Source organism: Psychrobacter sp. FME13 (assembly GCF_014861395.1).
Lineage (GTDB): Bacteria > Pseudomonadota > Gammaproteobacteria > Pseudomonadales > Moraxellaceae > Psychrobacter.
Genome location: NZ_RRYV01000093.1, coordinates 1 through 12,056, shown reverse-complemented (window position 1 = coordinate 12,056; position 12,056 = coordinate 1). Strand labels below are relative to the sequence as shown.

At 42.0% G+C, this 12,056-nt stretch carries 10 protein-coding genes; 1 reads left to right on the top strand and 9 read right to left on the bottom strand.

Going from position 1 to position 12,056, the window contains the following annotated elements:
* Window positions 1-349: 349 nt before the first annotated feature.
* The 3 genes from EI164_RS17325 to EI164_RS10895 form a co-directional block, all read right to left on the bottom strand.
* Complete coding sequence (locus EI164_RS17325; protein ID WP_192519991.1) at window positions 350-748, bottom strand: ribbon-helix-helix domain-containing protein; 399 nt, start codon at window positions 746-748, stop codon at window positions 350-352.
* Between the two features lie 55 nt (window positions 749-803).
* Window positions 804-1,364: a DJ-1/PfpI family protein gene (locus EI164_RS10900; protein ID WP_318779542.1), complete on the bottom strand. Its 561-nt coding sequence runs from the start codon at window positions 1,362-1,364 to the stop codon at window positions 804-806.
* Window positions 1,365-1,664: 300 nt separating this feature from the next.
* Entirely contained in the window at window positions 1,665-2,693 is a 1,029-nt protein-coding gene (locus EI164_RS10895; protein ID WP_192519989.1) for a serine/threonine protein kinase, read from the bottom strand.
* Between the two features lie 176 nt (window positions 2,694-2,869).
* Between EI164_RS10895 and EI164_RS10890 the strand changes: the two genes are divergently transcribed.
* Window positions 2,870-3,841, top strand: a complete 972-nt coding sequence (locus EI164_RS10890; protein ID WP_192519988.1) for an ATP-binding protein — start codon at window positions 2,870-2,872, stop codon at window positions 3,839-3,841.
* A 7-nt stretch (window positions 3,842-3,848) separates the two neighbouring features.
* Here the strand turns inward: EI164_RS10890 and EI164_RS10885 are convergent, their stop codons facing one another.
* The 6 genes from EI164_RS10885 to gyrA form a co-directional block, all read right to left on the bottom strand.
* The gene (locus tag EI164_RS10885; protein ID WP_192519987.1) at window positions 3,849-4,997 is read right to left on the bottom strand and encodes a ribonuclease Z; all 1,149 of its coding nucleotides are present in this window, start codon (window positions 4,995-4,997) and stop codon (window positions 3,849-3,851) included.
* Between the two features lie 33 nt (window positions 4,998-5,030).
* Entirely contained in the window at window positions 5,031-5,279 is a 249-nt protein-coding gene (locus tag EI164_RS10880) for a hypothetical protein (RefSeq protein WP_192519986.1), read from the bottom strand.
* A gap of 92 nt (window positions 5,280-5,371) precedes the next feature.
* Entirely contained in the window at window positions 5,372-6,040 is a 669-nt protein-coding gene (locus EI164_RS10875; RefSeq protein ID WP_192519985.1) for a glutathione S-transferase, read from the bottom strand.
* Window positions 6,041-6,226: 186 nt separating this feature from the next.
* Window positions 6,227-7,297: an EamA family transporter RarD gene (gene rarD / locus EI164_RS10870; RefSeq protein WP_192519984.1), complete on the bottom strand. Its 1,071-nt coding sequence runs from the start codon at window positions 7,295-7,297 to the stop codon at window positions 6,227-6,229.
* A 240-nt stretch (window positions 7,298-7,537) separates the two neighbouring features.
* Window positions 7,538-8,608 carry an EamA family transporter RarD gene (gene rarD, locus EI164_RS10865; protein WP_192519983.1) on the bottom strand — a complete coding sequence of 357 codons (1,071 nt, stop codon included), beginning with the start codon at window positions 8,606-8,608 and terminating at the stop codon, window positions 7,538-7,540.
* Window positions 8,609-8,808: 200 nt separating this feature from the next.
* A complete protein-coding gene (gene gyrA / locus EI164_RS10860; RefSeq protein WP_192519982.1) occupies window positions 8,809-11,586 on the bottom strand; it encodes a DNA gyrase subunit A in 2,778 nt (925 codons plus the stop codon).
* Between the last annotated feature and the right edge of the window lie 470 nt (window positions 11,587-12,056).

The window sequence follows — 12,056 nt, the reverse complement described above, 5'->3', positions numbered from 1 at the left end:
TAGGCTTAGATGTGTATAGCTCATGGTTGCAATCTCACTTTGGTCGGTGGATAAAAACTTTGATGCTAGCGCATCTAGGTCTTTTTTTCACCTTGCATTTGGTATTGCACTTCATGTGTTAATCTAAGATACAAAAAAACCGAGCGAAAGTACTACAAGTAGTAGATTAAGCGAGACTGACGATGTGGGGGGATTTATATAGATTTGACCATATAGCCAAAGAACTCTAACAGCGATGCAACGCAGCTGAATGCAGACTGTACAAGTAGTACATCTAAGAAGGTTAACGCTGTAACGATTTAGTAGCTCGCTGACTCTAAATGACTATCGCTTAAGTGAAGGACACACTTCAATTAATAGAAATATTTTGCTCAATGCCATTGAATAATGCACTACGTTGATTTTTGCGGAGGGTTTCACGTTTGATGATATTTTTTGCATCGACCTCCTCTAAAGGCAATGCTGTTTCGCGAAAAAGATCGCCATCGGCTATTAAAGACAAATAACGAGAACAACAAACCCTTAAAAAAGAGGTGAAATTACCAATATCATGATCAGCATCGAGAGACTCAAGGTATAGCTTAGTGATCAGTTGATTAACCGTCATTTGATCACGAAATGCCAACTCTTCTAATATATCCCAAAAAAACACTTCCAAACGAATTGAGGTAACTACTCCCTGAATTCGAAGTGATTTGGTTTTAGAGCTCCATAAGCTATCATCAGCACTAATAAATAGTTGGCACATATATCCTCTCTCGATACTGGGGCCTATTGAATATTCAACAAGCCCTAATTAAAGCTTATAGCAAAGCAACAAACTGCTTCAGCATAGCTGGGTGAGCAGGCCATGCAGGACCCGTTACTAGCTTTCCATCTGTAATAGCGCCATCCATAGGCAACTCAATATACTCAGCGCCAGCCATTTCTATTTCTGGCTGACATGCAGGATAGGCAGATACTTTCTTACCCTTTAATACGCCAGCAGCCGTCAGTAATTGTGGCCCGTGGCAAACCGATGCAATTGGTTTATCAGTATTTGCGAAATGCTGAATCATTGCAATAACCTTGGCGTTCAAACGCAAGTATTCTGGCGCACGTCCACCTGGTAAATACAAAGCATCGTAATCTGCGACATTAATATCGGCAAAAGAGGCATTAAGGGTAAAGTTATGACCACGTTTTTCGGTATAAGTTTGATCCCCTTCAAAATCGTGTATTGAAGTAGCGATACTATCCCCTTCAGCTTTATCTGGGCATACCGCATCAACCTCATGTCCCATTGCTAGAAGCGCTTGGAACGGAACCATGTTTTCATAGTCCTCAACGAAATCACCAGTAATGATAAGTACTTTAGCCATGATATTCTTCCTTTATTGTCGTAAAATGAAATGAGGTATTGTTACCCAAATTATCCTATATAGTCGATCCACTATAAAATAAATACAGCGATACGGGTTACATTTTGCGCCGCCTCTGTCTATGTAGGCATAGCAAGCAAGAAACCCGTAGTTGCACCTCTTTTATTTAGGACTGACTATAGCGACTTAGCTTAAAATGAGCCTGAATATCCATTCAAACATAAAAAACAATGACTGGGTAATATGTGAATACTACAAACAGTCGCTTTTTGAAAAAAGCTTTTTGAAAATAAAAACATCAACTTAGCTATCATCTAATGATGTTAAATCCTTCAAAATAACTTCCATACTCTGATACCGTCTTTCTATCTGCTTCGCCAACGCCTTATCGACAATACATTGATAGTGACTATATTCTGATGGCAGCTTTGGAATAGGTTGCTGGCAATGCTGAATCGCCCACGCTTTCGATGCATCCTTGCTGTTAGCAGCTACCTGAAACGGTCGCTTGCCTGTTAGCACCTCAACCATCATGATGCCAAATGCATAGATATCGCTTTGTACTGTTGCAACCTGCCCTTGCCAACGCTCAGGTGATAAATATGCTAGTGTTCCAGCAAGATTTGGATGACTATTAGCCACCGTTATATGTTGTGCTAAAGCAAAATCAGTGATTAATAATCTAGATGTCAGACCATTACTCATAATATCTACTGGCAACTCATCGTCAGACCTCTCAAGCAAAATATTGCTAGGCTTAATATCATTATGCAACCAGCCAACCTGATGCAGGTTAGCTATCAAATGTGCGGACTGTACTAAAAAGTGATGCCTATGTTGCGCTGTCAATGAATGCTGATTTTGAGTACTCAACTGTCTTGCCAAGCTACCATTAGGATAATAAGGCATGACGATGATGATCAGCTTTTGAGGCGGCTCTAGCGCTTGAACGTTTACGTAATGATGCGCCAATAGTGGCGCTGCGATAGCCTTATCTTCGATTTTGGACACAGCGTTTACAGAGGTTAGCGCTTCCGCTTCATGAGTTAAATCAAAAGACATGTTATCAACATCAATCTCAGTATCAGTGTCAGCAATCAACTGCCATTTAATCATGACTTGACCAAACTGTGAATGCTGGGCACGCGTTAAGCCTTGATAATGAATCCCTTCGATGTCTTGTGTTTGTTCTGTGGTTTGCTGAGCAATACGCTGATGTACTATCTCACTAAAATGCTGTGTGGCCAGTGCTTGCGTGATAATAGGCAATAGCTGCTGAGATTGCTCCTGCAACGCTTGCGTAATAGACGGATTACTGGCACTATTTTCCATAGTATTTTTTCTCATAATATAGTGAGATTACTGCCTTACCATTCGTATCATTTCCAAAAATAATAATAACGCGAATAATGGTTACAAGTACTACGCTCAGTAGGCACCAAAAGTTTCGCTGCGTAATGATATTTTTGGGTATGGTATTACAGACAACCTTAATTACTAGAGCCACTATGTCACAACCAATAATCCCAACCGCGCCTTCTAATCAGCCTACTTATGCCCTACCCGCACCTTTGTTAGACTTACTCAGTCAATACTTACAAGAGCAGGTGACACCGACGATTGAAATCGATCCGAATCAGCTTGCTTATCGCTGGGTTGGTGGACGCACTGGCCATCTACAACCTTTATCGGTCAACCTGTTTTTGAGCTTAGATGATTTGCATGGTATTGATAAGCAAAAATCGAAACTGGTTCAAAACACCCGTCAGTTTATTAAAGGTTATCCTGCCAATCATGTATTGATGTCAGGGACACGCGGTGCTGGTAAATCATCATTGATTCGAGCCTTGCTTCAAGCCCATCATAATGAAGGCTTGCGTATTATTGAGGTTGCCCGCGATGATCTACAAATATTAGACAAGATTCGCGCTGCCATTAATGCTCTACCAGCAGATTGTCATTGCCGCTACATCGTATACTGTGACGATCTCGCTTTTGACAGTCAAGACGAGAGCTATCGTACGCTAAAGAGTGTGCTTGATGGTGCGCTTGATTCAGAACAGGACAAACTATTGGTCTACGCTACCAGTAATCGCCGTCGCCTGCTACCGCAAATGATGAAAGACAATATTAATATCTACAACGGTCAGACGGATGAAGTCAATCCTTATGAGGCCATTGATGAAACCGTATCATTGTCAGACCGATTCGGCTTATCACTCACTTTCCACCCTATGGATCAGCAGACCTATCTGCATATCATTCAGCATTATCTGAATTTGGAGCAGCAGAAAATCTCAGCTGATATGGACAGTGATGCTAAGAGCATTTTAGAAAGTCAGCTAATGCCTGACAAGATTAGAAAGGATGCACTACGCTGGGCTTCTGAACGTGGTGGTCGCTCAGGACGGGTTGCTTACCAGTTCAGTCGCTACTGGAGCGGTATAACGCAATTAAAAATTGAAGACAGCAAGCGCTAAGCCATATCTAATCACTGCGTGCAGAACCTATATACTGCACGCGGCTGTTCTCTTCACTACCTTCTTGGCTGCACTCTTTATTGCCTATCGGTTCAACTGCGCCATCAACCGTGTATTGATCAAAATCAGCAGCTAACCAAAGATTGCCTTGATAGACACTTTCAGCATCTAAACGAATGTATGCCATGTTTGGCGTCTTGCTATTAGGATTATCAAAACCCTGATAACGCGCACTGAAGTGAGTCAAAATTAAATTATTTACGCCGCTTTTTTCTACAAGACCAGCCACCAATTGCGCACTGCTATGCATCGGATCAAACTCGGGGTTTTTGCCTTGAATCTTAGTGAGCACTTCATGGGTATAAGTGGCTTCATGCACCAATAAATCCGTATTGACCAGTGCATCGCTGAGACACGCTGGCGTATCGTTATCTCCTGCTATCACTACTCGCGTTCGTGATAGTTCGTCATTGACATAGTCGGCTGCACATAACTGCTGACCATCTTCGGTGATGACATCGTGACCTTGCTGCAATTTACCCCATAGCGCGCTTGCAGGAATGCCTTGTGCTAGCAGTTTATCCTTATCAAGCCTACGATGATAAATGGTCTGCGTGACACCAAATGCATGAGATGCGACCCGATGTGATAGCGCTGTGATATCAATATCAAGCTGATGCTGGTCGCTTAAGCGGATATTCACTTTGTTTGTATCACGTTTCTCAGATAGCACGTCTTCAATCGCTACAAAATTCACAGCAAAGGGTAGATATAATTCTGTGGTTAGGTTAATGGCCTCAAGCAATGTCGCAATTGCTTTTGGGGCGATCAGCATCAACGGCTCACGGCGTCCTGACATGGCTACACTGGCCAATAATCCTGGCAATCCGTAGTAGTGATCGCCATGCACATGGGTGATACAGATAGCAACCAATTGATGCATAGACAGCTTGGTATGTAATAGCTGCTGCTGCGTACCTTCACCGCAATCTATCAATAACCATGGACGCGATTTTTTATTTGGATTGTTCTGTTGATTATTGCCTTGGGCTGATCCAGACAAATAAGGATTCAGACATTCAATCGCCAATGCGGTTACATTGCGCTGTTTGGTCGGCACACCAGCGGAGGTGCCCAAAAAGGTTAACTTTAGCATCGCGTTACGTCTCTTATATATAACAATCGGCGGTTATGATAATTGGCACATCATGGTTTTTTGTGCTTCAACCATCTGTCCACCATTGGCCGTACACTCATTGACCATATTGGACTCATAAGACTTCCAACCACCATAAAAGCTCGCTGCGCATAGTATGACAACCAGAATTTTCTGCGACCAAGATTTGATAGAGACTTGCTGGCTATTAATAGCGGCTCTATCAGTTTGTGATTTATCGATATCTGTATTTGAAGCATTTGATTTATTCAGATCTGTCATCTTTTATCCTAAAAAAGGTTTTGTCTATGATAAACAAAACCTTTTATTTTACTATTAAATGAGTTATTTCTCACTGTGCAAATGTGTTTCGTCTAAAACTGCAAACGACCACCCTTTTGTTCTGCACGTTTGAAGGCATCACGCTCTTCACAACGTTTGAGCCAGTTCAAAATATTGGCATATTTACGACTGTCCAAACCTGCGCCCGCATTAGCACCAACAAGCGCAAGGTGCATCTGAATATCCGCCGCGCTAAAGTCACTGCCTGCAAACCAATGATTGTCTTGCAAGCGTTGCTCGATCATATACAGCATTTTTTGTAGACCGCTGCTGATCATATTCTTTTCAACTTGACCCTGAATTTTTTTACTAATAGGCCTAATGAGCATTGGTGACTGTTGAACCACTTTAGTAAATACCAAGCGCATTACCAGCAACGGCATCAACGAGGCTTCCGCAAAATGCAGCCAAAAAGTGTAGGCTTCCCATGCGTCTTCGTTGTCATCAGTAGGTTTAAATCTCTGCGCTGTGTCATAGTGTTTGATCAAATATTCAATAATAAACCCTGACTCAACCAAGGCGCGATCGTTCACTTCTAGTATTGGCACATTACCAAGTGGATGTACTTTTTTGAGGCTCTCTGGCGCGCGATAGGCCTTATTACGCTCATAGCACGTCAATTTATAGTCGACGTTTAGCTCTTCTAATAACCATAAAATACGAAACGAGCGCGAGTTTGCTAAATGATGAAGATGTAACATAAATCGTCCTAATGATAGTGTCAATATTATGATGTCAATGAGTGGTGTCAATGAGTGATGATTTTTATGTATGGTGCGCTGTATTCTTTTAAGCATAACAACACTGCTTTTGATAATAGCGTAATTCACGCACCTTTGACACAGAATAAGACTCACAAACTAAATCATGATACGCCTTAGCAACATTTACTTTAAATGCAATGCTTCAATTTTACGGGTCATCTTATCTATTTTTTGCTGATACTTTTTAATTTTACGAAACCGATGCGCAGCGAGTACACCTTTGATACGGCGGTTTTTTAGACGGCGACGCGGCGGAAAGCTCCCCACTTGTGGCTCATTGTAGCCATGTAAACGATCATCACGTTTACGCCCTAGATAACCAAGCGCGCTATCGGCAATCATAATAAGCAATGCGACAAAAATCATGCTGTACATCAGTATCGAACCGCCCTCTTCCATATTGCCATCTAAAAGAATGATGGAAAACAGGAACAAAAATATTGGCTCTAGATAGCATAAAGTACCAAACAGTGAAACTGGCAGTTTTTGGCTGGCAACCATCGTTAATGACATCGCAGCGGTGCTGATAATGCCCAATAATGGCAAAAGATACCAAAGTTTTTGATTGGATACTGCCAACTCAAAACCGCCGTTCATATATAACACGACTAAAACGACTGGTAGTAGCAACGTCAAGTCGGAAATAAGACCAGTAATGGGCGGCACTGCTAGCTTGCGGCGCAACAGATAGTAAGGAGGGTAACCCAAACATACAAATAAAGTCGCCCAAGAGATAGCCCCATATTCGAAGATATCGTAAGCGATGCCAAAACCTGCGCATATGATGGCAGCCCACTGTAGTAGACTCATACTCTCGTTATAAAAAAACCGACCAACGACGATCATAATCATTGGATATAAAAAATATCCTAATGTTACCTCAAGACCCAGCCCATTGACTGGTGCCCACATAAATATCCAAATTTGCGCACCCAAAATCGGTGTGGGTAGTATAAATAACAACCACTCTTTGGCGTTTTTTAATGTTTTTAGATAGTCAAAAATATGCTGCCACTGCTTTAATAAAGTGACTAGCAACACCAAGCTAAAAAACATCGTTAGTACGCGCCACGACGCAACCTGCGTACCTGATAATGGCTGCAGTAATAAGCCAAATAAGAATAAAAGTGAATACAAAAAGTTTGCAGCTACGGCAGTGATTGTACCCTGTGATGTTTGGTTAGTAGTTATCATAGCAGCGACCTTTAATGCTTAGTACACATTCTTGGCAATTTAAAAAAAAACAAAAGCCTCAGACGAAAATGTCTGAGGCTTTTGTATATAAGATAATCGCGCAATCTAAAATAAACGCTTTGATTGTATGGTGCTTACATCATAGACGGCATTATGTCAAAGTCAGAATAAATAAGCAATGCCCCTCATTCATCTAATATTAAAACTTCTTTATTGAGTAAATAAAACACACCTAACTAACTATTTTAAATCAAGTTTCTCGATTTTTTCCTGTATTTTATTTAGCTTTTTTTGGTAGCGGCGAATCTTGCGAAAACGGTGTGCTGTCAGCACACCATCGATACGTTGATTGATAAAATGACGCCGTGGCGGAAACCCACCTATCTGCGGCTCGCTATATCCATGTAAATGATCATCACGACGTTGTACTATATATCCTATAGCACTATTAACCATCATAACCAGTAGCGCAAGCGTAATCATACCGTACATGAACAGAGAGCCACCTTCTTCAAGATCTTGGCTAAGCACAGTAATAGACAATATAAATAACAGCATCGGCTCTACATAACTCAGAGCACCAAATAATGAGACTGGTAGCTTACTACTAGCAATCATCATCAATGACATCGCAAGCGAGCTAAAGGCACCAAGTAATGGTAATAGATACCAAAATTTTGTGTCTTGTATCGCCAAACTAAAGCCATTGCTAAAATATAACACGGTGAGTACCACTGGTGTAAGCAGCGTCAAATCAAACAACAACCCCGTTACTGGCGGCACGGACAGTGTACGCCGCAGTAGATAATACGGTGGATAGCCCAAGCACACAAACAGTGTCACCCAAGATATTGAGCCGTATTGCAATATATCATAACCAATACCCATGGCTGCAAATAGCGCTGCCACCCACTGTAATACACTCATATACTCATGATAAAAAAATCGTCCGAGTACTATCATCACGAGTGGTAATAGAAAATAACCCAACGTCACATCCAAGCCAAAACCGTTGACTGGTGCCCACATAAAAAGCCAAATCTGTCCACCCAAAATTGGTGCAGGTAACACAAATATAAGCCACTCTTTGACTGTCTTGAGGGTCTTTATATAGTCAAAGACATGTTGCCATTGCTTGGTAAAACTGACCAATAACACCAGACTTAATAGCATCATCAATATACGCCATGACGCGACTTGCGTACCGGTCAAAGGCAACATAAAAAGCCCAAACAAAAACATTATCGCAAATAGAAAGCTCGATGATATCGATGCAAGAGTTCCTTGAAAAGTTTGATTGGTCGCAAACATAACAACAGCCTTAAAATATAGCTTTATGGGCGTGATTTATAAAGAATTATAGAAGTTGCGGCTTATAGTGCTCAGAATATAACAGCAGACCTTAAAATTAATAACACTTAGAAGAATAAAAAAGCCTCCGACGAGAACGTCAGAGGCTTTTACTAGAATAATCTTATAAAACTAGATCAAAAAGCTAACTACTGAGGCATTTACTCGCCATCTAACTCATCATTATTTGTATTGCCTACAACATCAGCCGTCACTGTATTATCAGTAGCAGCATCAATATCTATCTGCTCTTGACCTTCTACATCAAACGTGCCATCTTCTTGCATCGCATCAATTAATTCATCGTCGCCTTCTTCGTTCTCAACACGTGCCATAGCAACCAGCTTTTCATCTTTTGATAAACGAATCAACGTGACACCTTGGGTATTACGACCAGAACTGGCAACGTGCTCAACTGGCGTACGAACCAACGTACCTTTATCAGAGATTAAGATAATATCATCTTCAGGATCAACTTTGGTCGCACGAACCAATGCACCGTTACGCTCACTGGTTTTGATAGCAATCACACCACCACCACCACGATTTTGCGTATTAAACTCATCAATCAAGGTTCGCTTACCAAAGCCGTTTTCACAAGCAATTAAGATTTCACGTACATCGTCTTCGATAACGACCAATGACTTGATAAACTCTTCAGCAGACAGACGCATACCGCGGACGCCTTTAGCCGTACGGCCCATCGCGCGAGCATCATTTTCATTAAAACGAATGGCTTTACCACTTGACGCAAATAACATTACTTCTTGACTGCCGTTGGTAATACGAGCGCTGACCAGTTTATCACCTTCTTCTAATCCAACCGCGATAAGACCGTTCGAGCGAATATTAGCAAACTGCTTAAGCTCAACACGCTTAACGGTACCATTGGCAGTCGCAAAGAATACGAATGGCGCCTCTGCTTGGTTACTACCCTCGAGTAGATCGTCATCATCCGTTAGTGAGCTTTCATCTATTGCCGATACGTCTTCTACGATTTTTGGAATCGGTAATATCGTCGTGACAGTCTCATCACCATTTAAACCAATAAGGTTAACCAATGGACGACCACGCGCACCGCGACTGGCAATCGGTACTTCAAAGCCACGTAGGCTAAAGACTCGGCCACTATCAGTGAAACACAGTACGGTCGCATGAGTCGATGTCACGATCAGATGATCAATGACGTCATCTTCTTTCATGGCGGTGGCAGACTTGCCTTTACCACCACGTTTTTGCGCAACATAATCATCGATTGGCTGAGTTTTGGCATAGCCGGTACGCGATACTGTCATCACAACCGTCTGTTCAGGAATGAGGTCTTCACGGTTAAAATCAGTACGTGAATCGATAATATCAGTACGGCGCTCATCACCAAAATTATCACGAATCTCAATCATCTCATTTGAGATAATCGTCATTAGCTTATCAAAATCACCCAAAATAGATTCTAAATGCGCGATTTCACGCAATAAGTCTTGATATTCTTCCGTCAACTTGTCTTGCTCAAGACCTGTTAAGCGATGCAATTGCATGTCTAAAATCGCATTGACCTGCTCAAGTGATAAACGATAACGCTCTTCACCTTCGATGAGACCAAACGGTGCGTTAGGATCTTCGCCTTCGATATAGTCAGGACGTACTGACTGACTACCAGCAGCGGTGAGCATCGCAACGACACTACCTGAACCCCACGTGTTATTTAGTAAGCTCTCACGTGCAAGGCCTCGGTTTGCAGAGGCTTTAATCGTCGCAATAATCTCATCGATGTTTGCTAGAGCAACGGTTAAACCTTCGAGCAAATGGCCACGAACGCGAGCTTTATTCAACTCATAAATCGTACGGCGAGTCACAACCTCTTGACGATGACGAACAAACGCTGCTATCAGCTGGCGCAAAGTCAATAATTTTGGCTGACCATCATCGAGCGCAACCATATTAATACTAAAGCTAGACTCTAGCGGCGTTTGTAGAAACAAGTTATTTACGATAACTTCAGCAGTCTCACCGCGACGCAAATCAATAGCGATACGCATACCGTCTTTATCGGACTCATCACGAATCTCACTAATGCCTTCGATCTTTTTATCACGAACCAATTCTGCAATACGCTCAATCAACTTGGCTTTATTAGCTTGATACGGCACTTCAGTGAATACGATACGCTCACGATCACGATTGACACCCGTATCACTCATGGCTTCAATATGATAGCGACCACGGATATGTAAACGGCCCTTACCCGTGCGATAGGCATCTAAAATGCCCGCGCGGCCATATATAATACCGCCTGTAGGGAAATCAGGTCCTGAAATATGTGACATCAGCTCTTCAGCTGAAACTTGTGGGTTTTCGGCATACGCCAAACACGCATTAATCACTTCGGTCAGATTATGCGGCGCCATGTTAGTCGCCATACCGACCGCAATACCTGTCGCACCGTTGACCAACAAGTTAGGAATACGCGCTGGCATCACGCTTGGCATGCGCTCAGAACCATCGTAGTTATCTTCCCAATCGACCGTATCCTTGTCCAAATCGGCAAGCATTTGATGGGTCAGTTTGGTCATACGTACTTCGGTATAACGCATGGCCGCCGGAGGATCATCATCAATCGAGCCAAAGTTACCTTGGCCATCAACCATCGGATAGCGCAAGCTAAAATCCTGTGCCATACGAACAATCGCATCATATACTGCGCTGTCGCCATGTGGATGGTACTTACCAATGACATCACCGACCACACGTGCTGACTTTTTGTAAGGCTTATTGTAGTCATTAGATAGCACATGCATGGCATACATCACACGGCGGTGAACAGGCTTGAACCCATCACGCACATCAGGTAGCGCACGCGAGACAATCACGCTCATCGCATAATCCAAATAGGATTGCTTTAATTCGTCTACGATGCCAATAGGACTGACTGACTCGCTCATATATACTCCTTCACTCATATCCACGCTATTAATTTTGCAGGCTTTATAGATAGCATATTATCCCCATTAGATATTGATAATCATCAATAAAAACAACGAGCAAAGCAATGCTATAAAGCATGGAAAATATTACGAAAACAATGATATTTTTGATAGTAAATAAAAGAAGCTATTTTAGCACAAATTTGTTGATTTAGGGGCATCTGAGCGTCATTAAAATCAAGCAAAACAGCCTATTAACAGCAATATATCAAGTAATTTATAGCATCTGAAAATATATCACTGACAGGTTCGTTTTGATTGGCTAACTTTGGCATTCTCATAGACAAACTTACCATCTTTTGAGCAGTGAAATACTCCGCCCGTTTAGATAACTATCGCGTGAACTAAAAGCAAACCCTAGACAAAAAAATTCGGTGGTGTTCTAAAAAGTATGCTGGCATCAGACGTAGCCATAATTGATGTAAAAG

Bases quoted from the DNA above. Each gene is read 5' to 3' on its own strand.
- rarD (WP_192519984.1), bottom strand. From the start codon at position 7,297: ATGATAACTACTAACCAAACATCACAGGGTACAATCACTGCCGTAGCT.
- EI164_RS10895 (WP_192519989.1), bottom strand. From the start codon at position 2,693: ATGGAAAATAGTGCCAGTAATCCGTCTATTACGCAAGCGTTGCAGGAG.
- EI164_RS10880 (WP_192519986.1), bottom strand. From the start codon at position 5,279: ATGACAGATCTGAATAAATCAAATGCTTCAAATACAGATATCGATAAA.
- gyrA (WP_192519982.1), bottom strand. From the start codon at position 11,586: ATGAGCGAGTCAGTCAGTCCTATTGGCATCGTAGACGAATTAAAGCAA.
- EI164_RS10890 (WP_192519988.1), top strand. From the start codon at position 2,870: ATGTCACAACCAATAATCCCAACCGCGCCTTCTAATCAGCCTACTTAT.
- EI164_RS17325 (WP_192519991.1), bottom strand. From the start codon at position 748: ATGTGCCAACTATTTATTAGTGCTGATGATAGCTTATGGAGCTCTAAA.
- EI164_RS10875 (WP_192519985.1), bottom strand. From the start codon at position 6,040: ATGTTACATCTTCATCATTTAGCAAACTCGCGCTCGTTTCGTATTTTA.
- rarD (WP_192519983.1), bottom strand. From the start codon at position 8,608: ATGTTTGCGACCAATCAAACTTTTCAAGGAACTCTTGCATCGATATCA.
- EI164_RS10885 (WP_192519987.1), bottom strand. From the start codon at position 4,997: ATGCTAAAGTTAACCTTTTTGGGCACCTCCGCTGGTGTGCCGACCAAA.